Here is a 14,144-nt window from a genome sequence, read left to right as displayed (position 1 = left end):
CTGCCAACACGCGGGCCGCCGCGGCGCCGCTCTGGGCCCCGCCCGCACTCCTCGAATCGGCCGGGCCCGCCACCGCGGGCCCGGCCCCCCGGTCCCCCCGCACGGCCCGCCGCGGCTCCGGCCCCGGCCGACGCGTCTGGCGCACGCGCGCCGAGATCGCGCTGTTCGCCGGCCCGGCGCTCGTGGTCTTCGTCGGCTTCGTCATCGTGCCGGTCGTGCTCGCGGCCGTCTACAGCTTCTACAACCTGCCCGCCGCGTTCCGTTGGGAGCACCTGGCCGACCCGGAGCGCTTCATCGGCTTCGGCAACTACACCCGCGCGTTCGAGAGCCCCGAGTTCGTCAAGGCGATCGGCAACACGTTCCTGATCCTCGCGCTGTCCCTGCTCATCCAGGGCCCCATCGCGATCGGGGTGGCGCTGCTGCTCAACCGGCCGATGCGCGGCCGCGCCGTGTTCCGGCTGCTGATCTTCGTGCCCTACGTGCTCGCCGAGGTCATCGCCGGCCTCTCCTGGAAGCTCCTCCTCCAGCCGAACGGCGGCGTCAACGCGATGCTCGAGGCCGTCGGCCTCGGATCGCTGCAGCAGAACTGGCTCGCCGATCCGGCCATCGCGCTCTGGACGCTCTTCGCGATCCTCACCTGGAAGTACGTCGGCTTCGCGATCATCCTCATGCTCGCCGGGCTCCAGGGCGTGCCCGACGAACTCTCCGAGGCCGCGGCCATCGACGGCGCGAGCTGGTGGCAGATCCAGCGCCACATCACGCTGCCGCTGCTCGGGCCGACGATCCGCATCTGGGCGTTCCTGTCGATCATCGGCTCGCTGCAGCTCTTCGACATGGTCTGGGTGACCGTCGCGCCGACCGTGCGCGGCATGGCCACCGAGACGATGGCGACGTACATGGTGCAGCAGGGCCAGTTCGCCGGCCAGCCGGGGTACGGCAGCGCCATCGCGGTCATCCTGTTCGTCATCTCGCTCGTCATCGCGCTCGTCTATCAGCGCTTCGCCCTGCGCCGCGATCTCGCGGGCGCCGTCACCGGGAGCCGTTGACATGACCGAGACCACCAGCCTCACCACCGGCCGCACCCGCGAGGAGCTGCCGCCCGCGCCCGCGGGCCGACGCTTCGACTGGGGGCAGCCCTTCGTCTACCTCGTCGCGCTCGTCATCGCCGCGGTCGCCATCGGCCCCGTGATCTACGTCTTCCTCGGGGGACTCCGCACGACCGCCGACCTCAACGCGAACCCGGCGGGCCTGCCCGACCCGTGGACGATCGACAACTGGGTGCGTGTGCTCACCTCGACGCGCTTCTGGGGCAACGTCGGCGCCAGCACGCTGCTCGCCGTCGCCACGACCGTGGGCGTCGTCGTGCTCGGCATTATGGCGGCGTTCGTGCTCGCCCGGTACGACTTCCGCGGGCGCGGGGCGCTCTACACCCTCTTCGCCGCGGGGCTCATGTTCCCGCTGACGGTGGCCGCGCTGCCGCTCACCCTGCTGCTGCGCACTCTCGGGCTGCACGGCACCTACCTCGGCGTGATCATCCCGGGCATCGCCTTCGCGTTGCCGACGACGATCATCATCCTCGTGCCGTTCCTCAAGGCGATCCCCGAGGAACTCGAGGAGGCGGCTGCGATCGACGGCGCGAGCCGCATCGGCTACTTCTGGCGCATCCTGCTGCCGCTGTCGATGCCCGGCCTCGTCACGGTCGGCGTGCTCGCCTTCGTCGCGAGCTGGAACGGCTACCTGCTCCCGCTGCTCGTGATCTCGACCGGCACCCTCCCTCAGGACTTCTGGCCGCTGCCGCTCGGCGTGACCCAGTTCTCCACCCAGTACTCGCAGGACACCGGCGCCGTGCTCGCATACACGTCGCTGGCGATGATCCCCGCGCTCGTCTTCTTCCTGCTCGCCGAGAAACGCATCGTCGGCGGGCTGCAGGGCGCGGTGAAAGGTTGAACGTGGAAGCCACTGCCTCCGGGGCGCTCGCCTCGAACCCGCCGATCCAGGATGCCCCGTGGCGCGACCCCTCGCGGCCGACGGCCGAACGGGTCGCCGCCCTCCGCGACGCCATGACGCTCGAGGAGAAGGTCGGCCAGCTCGTCGGCCTCTGGGTCGGCGCGAGCGCGGACGGCGAGGACGTCGCCCCGCACCAGCACGACATGTCGCCCGCGCCGGCCCTCGAGGACCTGCTCCCGAACGGCCTCGGCCAGCTCACCCGGCCCTTCGGCACGGCACCGGTCGCGGCGCGGCAGGGCGCGCGCTCCCTCGCCCGCACGCAGGCTCGCATCGTCGCGTCGGGTCGGTTCGGCATCCCTGCGATCGCCCACGAGGAGTGCCTCGCCGGGTTCGCCGCATGGGGCGCGACCGCCTACCCGGTGCCGCTCTCGCTCGCTGCGACCTTCGACCCGGAGCTCGTCGAGGAGATGACGCGTCGCGTCGGCGCCGACCTCCGCGCGGTCGGCGTGCACCAGGGCCTCGCCCCCGTGCTCGACGTCGTGCGCGACGCCCGCTGGGGCCGCGTCGAGGAGACGATGGGAGAGGACCCGTACCTCGTCGGCACGATCGGCACCGCCTACGTGCGGGGTCTCGAGGGCGCGGGCGTCGTCGCGACGCTCAAGCACTTCGTCGGCTACTCGGCCTCGAAGGCGGGCCGCAACCTCGCGCCCGTGTCCGTCGGGCCGCGCGAACTGGCCGACGTGCTGCTGCCGCCGTTCGAGATGGTGATCCGCGATGCGGCGCCGCGCTCGGTCATGAACTCGTACACCGACCTCGACGGCGTGCCGACGGCCGCCGACCCGAGCCTGCTCGACGACGTGCTGCGCGAGCGCTGGGGCTTCTCCGGCACGGTCGTCGCCGACTACTTCTCGGTGGCGTTCCTCGAGAAGCTGCACGCCGTCGCGGGCTCTCCCGAGGAGGCCGCGGCCCTCGCGCTGACGGCAGGCATCGACGTCGAACTGCCGACCGTCGACGCGTTCGGCGCGGCCTTCGTGTCGGCCGTGCGCGACGGCCGCATCGACGAGGGGCTCGTCGACCGCGCCCTCGACCGCGTGCTCGCGCAGAAGATCGGACTCGGGATGCTCGACCCGGACTGGAGCGCCGAACCGGCGGACCTCGAGGCGATCGACCTCGACTCCCCCGGCAACCGCGACGTCGCCCGCCGCCTCGCGGAATCGGCGATCGTGCTCGTCGCCAACGACGGCACGCTCCCGCTCGAGGGCGCGGGTCGCACGGCACCCCGTCGCATCGCGATCGTCGGCCCGACCGCCGAGGACCCGTTCGCCGTGCTCGGCTGCTACTCCTTCCCCCTGCACGTCGGCGCCCACCACCCCGGCACGCCCGTGGGCATCGACCTGCCGAGCCTGCGCGAGGCCCTCGAAACCGAACTGCCCGGTGTCGAGTTCGTGCACGTCGCCGGCACCTCCATCGCCGGCGGCGAGCGGGACGGCATCGCCGCGGCCGCCGCGACCGCGGCCGACGCGGACCTCGCGATCGTCGCCCTCGGCGACCGCGCCGGCCTGTTCGGGCGCGGCACGAGCGGCGAAGGATGCGACGTCGCCTCGCTCGATCTGCCGGGCGCGCAGGGCGAGCTCCTGGATGCCGTGCTCGACACCGGCACGCCGACGATCGTCGCGCTCCTGTCTGGCCGGCCGTACGCCCTGGGCTCCGCGGCCGAGCGCGCGGCGGCGATCGTGCAGGCGTTCTTCGCCGGACAGGCCGGCACGACCGCGCTCGCGGGCATCCTCTCGGGGCGGGTGAACCCGTCGGGGCGACTGCCCGTCAGCATCCCGGCGCGGCCCGGCGCGCAGCCCTCGACGTACCTCGCCGCGCCCCTCGGCCGCGCGAACGACGTGTCGAATCTCGACCCGTCGGCCGTCTTCCCCTTCGGGCACGGCCTCGGGTACGCGCGCTTCGAGTGGTCCGACGAGTCGGCCGCCGCCGGGACCGTCCCCGTCGACGGCGACGTCGAGCTCGCCCTCTCCGTGCGCAACACGGGCGAGCGCGCCGGGGCCGACGTCGTGCAGCTCTACCTGCACGACCCGATCGCCTCGGTCGTTCGCCCGGTGCAGCGGCTCGTCGGCTTCCGCCGCGTCGAGCTGGAACCCGGCGCTTCAGTGCGGCTGACCGTGCGGGTCCCCGCCGACCTCGCGGCCTTCACCGGCCGCGACGGGCGCCGCGCCGTCGAGCCCGGTGCGCTCGTCTTCTCATGGGGCCGCTCGAGCGGGGAGCTCGTGCCGGCCGCCGAGGTCGAACTCGCGGGCCCCCGCCGCGAGGTCGGCTTCGACCGCGCCCTGCACCCGGACTGGCGCGTCGAAGCCGTGTGAACGGGGCGGCCCCGGTCGGCGATCAGGCCGCCGGGGCCGCCGTGCTCTGCCGGACGACGACGTGCGTCGCGAGGTCCATGCGCGGCGTCGGCTGCTCCGGAGTCTCGGCGGCGGCCAGCTGGATCACGAGCTCGGCGGCGCTCGCGCCCATGCGCCGCAACGGCTGGTGCACGGTCGTGAGGGCCGGCGTCACCCACCGGGCGGCCGGGATGTCGTCGTAGCCGACGACCGAGAGCTGTTCGGGCACGCGGATGCCCCGGGCGTACGCCGTCTCGAGCACGCCGAGCGCCTGCAGGTCGCTGCCCGCGAAGATCGCCGTCGGCGGGTCGGCCAGATCGAGCAGCGCTGCCGCGCCCGTGCGGCCGCCGTCGACCTCGAAGTCGCCGTAGCGCACGAGCGCGTCGTCGAGCGGCAGTCCCGCGGTGCCCATCGCCGAGCGATAGCCGTCGATGCGGGCGAGCGAGCACATCATGTCGTCGGGGCCGGAGATCATGCCGATGCGGCGATGCCCGAGCTCGATGAGGTGACGGGTCGCCATGAGCCCGCCCGACCAGTTCGCCGAGCCGACCGAGGGCACGTCGGGGGCGGGGTCGCCCGCGGGGTCGACGATCGCGAACGGGATGGCGCGGGAGCGCAGCTTGCGCTTCATCGCCGGAGGCAGATCGCTGAAGACGAGCACCACGCCGACCGGCCGTCGACGCAGCACCCCGTCGACCCAGTCCTCGGCGGGCGCGTGCCGGTCGCCCGACTCCGTCAGCACGACCGACAGTCCATGGGTGCGCGCGACCGCCTCGACGCCGCCGATGATCTCCATCGACCACACGCTCTGCAGCTCGGGGAACACGAGCTCGATGAGTTCGGATCGCGGCTCCCCCGCACCGCGGCGGCGGTAGCCGTGCGCTTCGAGCAGCGCCTCGACCTTGGCCCGCGTCGCCGCCGACACGTCGGTGCGACCGTTCAGCACTTTCGACACCGTCGAGAGCGAAACTCCCGCGAGTTCGGCGAGTTGCGCGAGGGTCACGCGGTCGGTCTCAGCTGCGTCGCTCATCCCCCGATGCTAGTCCCCGCGCGGCGCGGGCCGGACTCCCGGCGCGGTCGTCCTCGATTCCAGCCCCCGAAACTTGCGGACCCGGTTTGGACGATCCGGCGAGCGCGACGAGGAGGAGCCCCGCGGAGACGAGGGCCGGAAGCGGTCCGAACCCGTGCACCAGCACGACGACGACGCCCAGGATGCCCGCCGGCACGGCGACCCCGACGGGCACGCCCGCCCGCGTCATCCGCCGCCCGGCCCAGGACTGGGGAACGATGCGGCCCCCGCGTTCGAAGCGGGCCGTCGCCCGCGCCAGGAGCACGGCGAGGGCGATCGCGGCCAGGAGCCAGACGGGCCGGCTCAGCCACCACTCCGCGGTCTGCGGGGCGGGCAGGCCGATCGCACCCGCCTGGGCGCCGAGCAGCAGCACGCCGGCGAGCAGCACGTACGCCGTCAGGTGCCACAGGTAGAGCGTCATGCCCTGCTCACCGAATCGGGCGACGAGCCGCGCCGGCCCCGGACGCGCCGCCCACCGGCCGAGCGCCGGGCGCACGAGCGAGAAGGCGAGCAGTTGGGCGACGCCGAGCGGCACGAGCGCGAAGGTGGGCGGGTTGAGGTTCTCGAGGAGGTCGGGCGAGTAGCCGCCGAGCACGATGAGCGATGCGAGCATCCCGAGGGCAGCGAGCAGGGCGAGCGCCCGCACGCGGCGGGAGTGCCGCTCGAGCCGGCCGTCCGCGAGGAAGAACCCGAACTGCTGCACGAGGAGCCAGACGAACGCGAGGTTCAGCAGCCCGAACGCCGTGATGCCGGTCGCCGCGCGCAGCCCGTCCACGGCGAGCGCGAGCGCGGCGAGCGCCGCCACGACCGTGAGCGGACGTCGCTCATGAAGCCGGGACATCGCGGGCACGAGCGCCGTCGCGCCGAGGTAGACCGCGAGGAACCAGAGGGGCTGGCCGATGCGGAAGCCCGCGGTCGCGACGATGTCGGCGGGCACCCCCGCGACCGACAGCGCCGCGAGCCCGAGCCCGACGAACCCGACGAGCGCGACCGCCGGCCGCACCAACCGGGCGAGCCGGCCCCGCACGAAGTCGCCCGCCGTGCCGCCGCGCGAGCGCATCCGCTGCCAGCCGCGCCGGCCGGCGAACCCGCCGATGACGAAGAAGAGCGGCATCACCTGCGCGAACCAGGTCAGCGGGGCGAGGCCCGCCCACCCGTCGAGGGCGTTGCCGAGCACGGGCCCCGAGGCGTCGAGCGACACCCCGACCATGAGCGCGTGCAGTGCGAGCACGACGACGAGGCAGAACGCGCGGGCCGCGTCGACGGCACCGTCCCGTTCGGATTCGGGCCGGGCGGTCGCGGGCCCGGGGTGTGCGGCGGGCCGCACGGCGGCGATGGTCATCGGAGGCTCCCTGCCCGGGCGGCGTCTCCGCCCGCCCGGGCAGGTTAGGAATGCGCTGCCGCCGAGGGCATCGCCCCGCGGAGCGCTTCTCGCCCCCTACCGGGGTAGGGCCGGATGACGCTCAGCGACCGGCGCGGACGAGACCGGTCTCGTAGGCGAAGACGACGGCGTGCACCCGGTCGCGGAGCCCGAGCTTCGCGAGGATGCGGCTGACGTGCGACTTCACCGTCTGCTCCGCGATGAAGAGCGCCTCGGCGATCTCGTGGTTGGTGCGGCCCTGGGCGATCTGCACGAGCACCTCGCGCTCGCGTTCGGTGAGCCCGGCGAGTCGGTGCTCCTCGACGACGGGCGCGGGCGGGGTCGCGGCCACCTGCTCGATGAGCCGTCGGGTCACGCTCGGCGCGAGCAGCCCGTCGCCGGCGGCGATGACCCGCACTGCGGCGACCACGTCCTCCGGCAGCGCGTCCTTGAGCAGGAAGCCGCTCGCCCCGGCCCGGAGCGCCGCATACACGTAGTCGTCGATGTCGAAGGTCGTGAGCATGAGCACCTTCGGCACGTAGTCGCTCGAGCGCGGCGGCGTCTGCAGGGCCGCCGTGGCTTCGATGCCGTTGCGGCCGGGCATCCGCACATCCATGACGACGACGTCGGGGCGCAGCTCGTGCGCGAGCCGCACGGCCTCGTCGCCGTCGGCGGCCTGGCCGACGACCTCGATGCCGTCGTGGGCGTCGAGCACGGCGGCGAAGCCGGCGCGGACCATCGCCTGGTCGTCCGCGACGAGCACCCGGATGCCCATCAGGCCCCCGCCGCGTCGCCGGCGCGTTGCGGCAGCTCGCCGTGCACGCGGAACCCGCCCTCTGGCGTCGGTCCGGCGTCGAGGGAGCCGCCGAGGGCGCGGGCGCGTTCGCGCATGCCGATGATGCCGTGGCCGCCGCCGCGGGTGTCGGACGGCGCGGGCTCGGGCGGCGCCTGGTTGCGCACGGTGACGAGCACCGTCCCGCCCCGCTCCTGCACGAGGACCTCCGTCGCGGCACCCGGCGCGTGGCGGAGCACGTTGCTCAGCGATTCCTGCACGATGCGGTACGCGGCGCGACCGGCGAGCCCGTCGTCCGCGCCGTCGGCCTCGATGCGCACCTGCACCGGCAGCCCCGCCCGTTCGACGCTCGCGACGAGCGTCGGCAGTTCGGCGAGCCCCGGCTGCGGGGCGGTCTCGACGTCGGCGTCGGGCGCGCGCAGCACCGAGAGCAGGCCGCGCAGCTCGCCCATCGCCGTCCGCGCCGAGGCCGCGATCGCGCGGAACTCGTCGGCGGCGGCGGGGTCGAGGTCGGGCAGGCGGTAGGGCGCGCTCGTCGCCTGCACCTGCACGATCGAGAGGCTGTGGGCGACGACATCGTGCAGTTCCCGGGCGATGCGCGTGCGCTCCTCGGCGACGACCCGGCGCTCGTGCTCGACCTCGACCGCGCGACGGCCGCGCTCGAGTTCCTCGCTCACCCGGGAGCGCCCGACCTGCGCGACGAGCGCGGCGACGAGCGCGAGCGCGCTGACGCCGGCGACCGTCACGATGTTCGCGACGATGCCGTCCGGCGTCGCCCCGCGGTCGGGGAGGAACGCGAACGCGAGCGGCACGATCACGCCGCCCGCCCACGCCCAGGCGGCGGCGGTGCGCCGCCCGCGCAGCGCGAGCACGGCGATGAGCGCGCACAGGGCGAGCAACTGCGGCACCCCCACCGGCCACGGATCCCCCGGGCCGGCGGTGCCGAACACGGTGAAGAGCACTGCCCCGACGAGCGAGGCCGCCACCGCCGTCCACGGAGCGACGAGCGCGAGCGGGATCGCGCCGGCGGTCAGCAGCGCGACACCGAACGCGATCGCGACGTGCACGTCGTAGGCCGCCGCGAGGATCGGCACGTCGACCGCGTAGAGCACGACGCCGGCGACGATCGCGAGGAGCGCGAGCATCCGCTCGAACGAGAGGGTCCCGAGCAGCCGATCGGATGCGGCGGGAGCGGGATCGGGTTCGTGGGTCGGGGCCGACCGCGGCGCCGGAACGGCCGGAGGTTCCGGCGGCAGCGGCGGCGGCGCGATGGGGCCGAGCGGTGCGGACATGCTGCTCACTCTCGCAGAGGCCCCATCCGCCGGCATCCCTCCCCGGAGCGATTCCGGGATGCTACTCCGGTAGGGCCGCGGCCGGCCTCAGCTCTTCGCGGCCTTCGCCGCGGCCTTCGCGGCCTGCTTCGTCGCCCGCACTTTCTGCAGCGACTCAGGGCTGACGATGTCCGCCACCGAGCGGTACGAGCCCTCCTCGCCGTAGGCGCCCGCGGCCTCGCGCCAGCCGGGGGCGGTCAGTCCGCACTGCTTGCCGAGGAGCGCGAGGAAGATGCGCGCCTTCTGGTCGCCGTAGCCGGGCAGCGCCTGCAGCCGCTGCAGCACCTCGGCGCCGCTCGGCTCGCCCTCGGTCCAGATCGCGGCGGCATCGCCGCCCCAGTCGTCGACGACCGCCTGGGCGAGCTGCTGCACGCGACCGGCCATCGAACCGGGGAAGCGGTGCACCGCGGGGGTCTGCTTGAACACCTCGACGAACCGCTCCGGGTCGGTCGAGGCGACGCTCGCCGGGTCGATCGAGCCGAGACGCTCGCGGATCTTCTCGGGGCCGGCGAACGCCGTCTCCATCGCGACCTGCTGATCGAGCAGCATCCCGGTGAGGAGGGCGAAGGCGTCGTCGCTGAGCAGTCGGTCGGCGGCGTCGTCGCCGGTGATGTGGAGGGCCATGCCTCCATCCTCCCGCAGGGTTGTCGGCGGTGCGAGGCATCCTGGAGGCCTGGGACATCGAGGGGGACCCCATGGATTGGAAGATCGAACTCATCCACGTGCCCGTGAGCGACGTCGACCGGGCGAAAGCCTTCTACGTCGACAAGCTGGGCTTCAACGCCGACCACGACCAACGGGTGTCGCCCGAACTGCGGTTCGTGCAGCTCACCCCGCCCGGGTCGGCGTGCTCGATCGCGATCGGCGAAGGGCTCGGCGCGACGCTCGAACCGGGCTCGCTCGACGTCATCCAGGTCGTCATCGACGACGCGGATGCGGTGCTCGCCGACCTGCGTGCCAAAGGGGTCGACGCGCAGGGCGTCGACGAGCAGGCCTGGGGCCGCTTCGTCACGCTGCAAGACCCGGACGGCAACCGCTGGACGCTCCAGGAACTGCCGAAGTGGGCGTGAGCGCCGACCGGCGCTGATCGTGCGCGGCCAGTCCGGAGCGCCGGACACGACGAACGGGGCGGGTGCTCGCGCACCCGCCCCGCCGTCGTTCCCCGGCCGGAGCCGGGGCAGTGGAACTTAGTAGGACTCCACGATCTCCAGGAGCGACGGGACGTTGGCGTACGCCTCGGCCGCGTTCTCCTTGGTGACGATGACCGGAGCCAGCAGGTACGCCGGAACGACCTTCACGCCGTTGTCGTACTGCTCGGTGTCGTTGACCTCGGGCTCCTCGCCCTTCTGGAGGTCCTGGATCATCTTGATGGTCTGCTCGACCAGCAGGGTGGTGTCCTTGTTGATCGTGGAGTACTGGATGCCCTCCATGATCGACTTGACCGACTCGGCCTCCGAGTCCTGACCGGTGACGGTGACCTTGCTCATGTCCTTACCGGCCTGCTGCACGGAGGTGATGATGGCGCGGGCCAGGGTGTCGTTCGGCGAGAGGACGCCGTCGATCTCCTGCGAGCCGTAGGTCGAGGTGAGGATCGAGTCCATGCGGCTCTGGGCGTTCTCGGCCTCCCAGCCCTGGGTCGCCGTCTGGGCGATCTCGGTCTGGCCCGACGCGACGACGAGGGTGCCGTCGTCGATCTTCGGCTGGAGGACGTCCATCGCACCGTTGAAGAACACGGCCGAGTTGGCGTCGTCCGGCGAGCCGGAGAAGAGCTCGACGTTCCACGGCGCGCCGTGGCCCGAACGCTCCTCGAGGCCCGCGAGCAGCGCCTCGCCCTGGAGCTGGCCGACCTTGAAGTTGTCGAACGCGACGTAGTAGTCGACGTTCTCCGTGTTCTCGATCAGGCGGTCGTAGGCGATGATCTTGACGCCGGCGTCGGCAGCCTGCTGGAGCTGGGTGCCGAGCTGCTTGCCGTCCTTGGCGCCGATGACGATGACCTTGGCGCCGTTGGTGACCATGCTCGAGATCTGGTTCTGCTGCTCGGCGACCGTGTTGGACGCCGGGGCGTACTGCACGTCGGCCTTGAAGCCGGCCTCTTCGAGACCGTCGGTGAACAGGTCGCCCGCGAGCACCCAGTTCTCCGAGGTCTTGTCGGGCAGGGCGATGCCGATCGACGAGTCGGCGGCGAAGCCGGCGGCGTCCGTCGAGTCGCCCGATCCGCCGCGCTCGGAGGACGAGCAGCCGGCGAGGGTGAGCGCCGCGGCAGCTGCCACCGCGGTTGCGGCCAAAGCGATTCTCTTCATTGATCAGTCACTTTCTCTTGGTTGAGTGAAACGAACCCGGGTGCGATCGGGGTCACGGCTGACGATTGTCGGCCGGGATGCTCGTCTCATTTGTCCCGGCCGTCGGCTCGACGGCGGGAGTTTCGGGAACGGCGGTCTCGAGGCGCGCCTGACGGCGACGCGACCAGATGCCGAAGATGGATGCCCCGCCGCTGCGCTTGGACAGCACGTCGATGCCGACCGCGAGGAGCAGCACGAGGCCCTTGATGATGGAGACCAGGTCGGCACCCGTGCCGATGAGCTGGAGGCCGTTGTTCAGGAACGCCATGACCAGACCACCGATGATCGAGCCGATCACGGTGCCGATGCCGCCCGAGACCGCCGCGCCGCCGATGAAGACGGCCGCGATGGCGTCGAGCTCCCAGCCGTTGCCGTCCTGGGGGCCGGAGGCGGTGGAGCGGGCGACGAAGATCATGCCGGCGAGCGAGGCGAGCACCGACATGTTCATCATGACGAAGAAGTCGACCCGGCGGTCCTTGACGCCCGACAGGCTCGCGGCGAGACGGTTGCCGCCGACCGCGTAGATGTGGCGGCCGAAGACCGTCTTGTTCGTGACGAACGAGTAGACGATGACGAGGACGACGAGGATGATGCCCGAGACCGGGAAGCTCGTGCCGGGGCGGCCGGTCGCGAAGAGCCACGCGGCCCAGAGGATGACGGCGGAGAGCAGCACGACCTTCAGGATCGAGACCCAGACGGGCGCCATGTCGGAGCCGGTGCGCTTCTGCTGGCCGCGCAGGCGGAACTCGTTCCAGATGATCCACGCGACGCCGATGAGGCCGAGCAGCATCGTGAGCACGTTGAACGGCAGCGCGATGGGCAGTTCGGGCAGGTAGCCGGCGCCGATCACGCCGAACTCGGAGGGGACGGGAACCGTCGTCGACTGGCCGACGACCTGGTTCGCGCCGCGGAAGATGAGCATGCCCGCGAGCGTCACGATGAACGCCGGGACGCCGACGTAGGCGACCCACCACCCCTGCCAGGCGCCGATGAGCGCGCCGACGACGAGGCCGAGCACGATGGCGAACGGCCAGGGGAGGTTCCAGTCCGCCATCGCCTTCGCGACGACGATGCCCGAGAACGCCGCCACCGAGCCGACCGACAGGTCGATGTGGCCCATGATGATGACCATCACCATGCCGATCGCCAGGATCAGGATGTACGAGTACTGGTTGACGACGTTGATGAGGTTCGTCGGGGAGAGCGTCAGACCCCCGGTCCAGATCTGGAAGATCAGGATGATGACGAGGAGCGAACCCAGGATGCCGAACTGGCGCAGGGTCGACTGGCCGCCGCCGAACATCTTCCGGATGTCGGAGAAGCCGCCGCTCTTCTTGGGGGTGTCAGTGGCGCTGGTCATGCGTTCGCCTTCTTCTTCGCGGAGGTCATGCGCCGCATGAGGTTCTCCGGGGTCGCTTCGGATGCAGGGATGTCGTCGGTGATCTGTCCTTCGAACACCGTGTAGATGCGGTCGGCGATGCCGAGCAGCTCGGGCAGCTCGCTGGAGATGAGGATGACGCCCTTCCCCTGTGCGGCGAGCTGCTGGATGATCGTGTAGATCTCGTACTTCGCCCCGACGTCGATGCCGCGGGTGGGCTCGTCGAGGATGAGCAGGTCGGGGTCGGTGAACATCCACTTCGCCAGCACGACCTTCTGCTGGTTGCCGCCCGAGAGCTTCGAGACGCCCGCGTCGACGCTCGGGGTCTTGATGCGCAGCTGCTTGCGGTAGCCCTCGGCGATGCCGTGCTCCTGCTGGTTGTCGATGACCCCGCGCTTGGAGATCTTGCCGAGCTTCGCGGCGACGATCGAGCGCTTGATGGTGTCGAGCAGGTTCAGGCCCAGGACCTTGCGGTCCTCGCTGACGTAGGCGAGGCCGTGGTCGATCGCGGCCTGCACGTCCTTCAGGACGATCTCCTGGCCGTCCTTGATGATCGTGCCGCCGAGGTACGTGCCGTAGGAGCGGCCGAAGAGGCTCATCGCGAGCTCGGTGCGGCCGGCTCCCATGAGGCCCGCGAGGCCGACGATCTCGCCGCGACGGACGTTCAGGTTCGAGCCCTTCGCGACGAGCCGCTCGGGCACCTGCGGGTGCTGGATCGTCCAGTCCTTGACCTCGAAGAAGACCTCGCCGATCTTCGGCGTGCGGTCGGGGTAGCGGCTCTCGAGCGAGCGCCCGACCATGCCGCGGATGATGCGGTCCTCGTCGACGCCGCCGGCGGCGACGTCGAGGGTCTCGATCGTGCGGCCGTCGCGGATGATCGTGATCGAGTCGGAGATCTGCTCGATCTCGTTGAGCTTGTGGCTGATCATGATCGACGCGATGCCCTTGCCCTTGAGGCCGAGGATGAGGTCGAGCAGGTGCTGCGAGTCGTCCTCGTTGAGGGCCGCGGTCGGCTCGTCGAGGATGAGCAGCTTGACGTTCTTGGCGAGCGCCTTCGCGATCTCGACGAGCTGCTGCTTGCCGACGCCGAGGTGCTTGATCTGCGTGTCGGGGTTCTCGTCGAGGCCGACGCGGGCGAGCAGATCGACGGCGCGGCGCTTGGCCTCGGTCCAGTCGATGCGGCCGCCCTTGGCGATCTCGTTGCCGAGGAAGATGTTCTCGGTGATCGAGAGCTCGGGGATGAGCGCGAGCTCCTGGTGGATGATCGCGATGCCGGCGTGCTCGCTGGCCCGGATGTCCTTGAACTCGACGAGCTCGCCCTGGAACCAGATCTCGCCGGTGTAGGTGCCCGCGGGGTAGACGCCGGAGAGCACCTTCATGAGGGTGGACTTGCCGGCGCCGTTCTCGCCGCAGATCGCGTGGATCTCGCCTGCTCGGACCGTGATGGAGACCTCGGAGAGGGCCTTGACGCCCGGGAACTCCTTGGTGATGTCGCGCATCTCGAGGATGGGGGGATTGAGACTCATCGGGCGGCACCTTCCTC

The 14,144-nt window shown here is 71.8% G+C and carries 12 protein-coding genes; 4 read left to right on the top strand and 8 right to left on the bottom strand.

Annotated features, from left to right (window positions below):
• From GB864_RS03625 to GB864_RS03615, 3 genes are all read left to right on the top strand, one after another.
• Positions 1-1,046, top strand: a 1,046-nt coding sequence (locus GB864_RS03625) for a carbohydrate ABC transporter permease (protein ID WP_236778851.1), incomplete at its 5' end; no start/stop codon positions are given.
• A gap of 1 nt (position 1,047) precedes the next feature.
• Entirely contained in the window at positions 1,048-1,947 is a 900-nt protein-coding gene (locus tag GB864_RS03620; protein ID WP_160422987.1) for a carbohydrate ABC transporter permease, read from the top strand.
• A 2-nt stretch (positions 1,948-1,949) separates the two neighbouring features.
• Positions 1,950-4,313: a beta-xylosidase/alpha-l-arabinosidase gene (locus tag GB864_RS03615; protein WP_336603861.1), complete on the top strand. Its 2,364-nt coding sequence runs from the start codon at positions 1,950-1,952 to the stop codon at positions 4,311-4,313.
• 22 nt (positions 4,314-4,335) lie between these two features.
• Here GB864_RS03615 and GB864_RS03610 read toward each other — a convergent pair whose 3' ends face one another.
• From GB864_RS03610 to GB864_RS03590, 5 genes are all read right to left on the bottom strand, one after another.
• Positions 4,336-5,361, bottom strand: a complete 1,026-nt coding sequence (locus GB864_RS03610; protein ID WP_160422986.1) for a LacI family DNA-binding transcriptional regulator — start codon at positions 5,359-5,361, stop codon at positions 4,336-4,338.
• Positions 5,345-6,742: an acyltransferase family protein gene (locus tag GB864_RS03605; RefSeq protein WP_160422985.1), complete on the bottom strand. Its 1,398-nt coding sequence runs from the start codon at positions 6,740-6,742 to the stop codon at positions 5,345-5,347. The genes GB864_RS03610 and GB864_RS03605 overlap by 17 nt, the downstream gene beginning before the upstream one ends.
• A gap of 121 nt (positions 6,743-6,863) precedes the next feature.
• Positions 6,864-7,535 carry a response regulator gene (locus GB864_RS03600; protein WP_160422984.1) on the bottom strand — a complete coding sequence of 224 codons (672 nt, stop codon included), beginning with the start codon at positions 7,533-7,535 and terminating at the stop codon, positions 6,864-6,866.
• Positions 7,535-8,845: a sensor histidine kinase gene (locus GB864_RS03595; RefSeq protein ID WP_160422983.1), complete on the bottom strand. Its 1,311-nt coding sequence runs from the start codon at positions 8,843-8,845 to the stop codon at positions 7,535-7,537. Before GB864_RS03595 ends, GB864_RS03600 begins: the two co-directional genes overlap by 1 nt.
• Positions 8,846-8,932: 87 nt before the next feature.
• Positions 8,933-9,508, bottom strand: coding sequence for an HhH-GPD-type base excision DNA repair protein (locus GB864_RS03590; RefSeq protein WP_160422982.1), 576 nt, complete (start codon positions 9,506-9,508; stop codon positions 8,933-8,935).
• Positions 9,509-9,579: 71 nt separating this feature from the next.
• On the opposite strand from GB864_RS03590, the gene GB864_RS03585 reads away from it, so the two are divergent.
• The gene (locus GB864_RS03585; protein WP_160422981.1) at positions 9,580-9,954 is read left to right on the top strand and encodes a glyoxalase superfamily protein; all 375 of its coding nucleotides are present in this window, start codon (positions 9,580-9,582) and stop codon (positions 9,952-9,954) included.
• Positions 9,955-10,071: 117 nt separating this feature from the next.
• On the opposite strand, the gene GB864_RS03580 is transcribed toward GB864_RS03585, so the two are convergent.
• Genes GB864_RS03580 through mmsA form a run of 3 tightly spaced genes read right to left on the bottom strand, consistent with a single transcriptional unit; the run spans position 10,072 to position 14,127 of the window.
• Complete coding sequence (locus GB864_RS03580; protein WP_160422980.1) at positions 10,072-11,184, bottom strand: substrate-binding domain-containing protein; 1,113 nt, start codon at positions 11,182-11,184, stop codon at positions 10,072-10,074.
• 52 nt (positions 11,185-11,236) lie between these two features.
• A complete protein-coding gene (mmsB, locus tag GB864_RS03575; protein ID WP_160422979.1) occupies positions 11,237-12,583 on the bottom strand; it encodes a multiple monosaccharide ABC transporter permease in 1,347 nt (448 codons plus the stop codon).
• Positions 12,580-14,127 carry a multiple monosaccharide ABC transporter ATP-binding protein gene (gene mmsA / locus GB864_RS03570; RefSeq protein WP_160422978.1) on the bottom strand — a complete coding sequence of 516 codons (1,548 nt, stop codon included), beginning with the start codon at positions 14,125-14,127 and terminating at the stop codon, positions 12,580-12,582. The genes mmsB and mmsA overlap by 4 nt, the downstream gene beginning before the upstream one ends.
• Positions 14,128-14,144 lie beyond the last annotated feature (17 nt).

Origin of the sequence: Agromyces seonyuensis (assembly GCF_009789225.1) — a bacterium.
Lineage (GTDB): Bacteria > Actinomycetota > Actinomycetes > Actinomycetales > Microbacteriaceae > Agromyces > Agromyces seonyuensis.
This window is presented reverse-complemented; position numbering and strand designations above follow the sequence as displayed.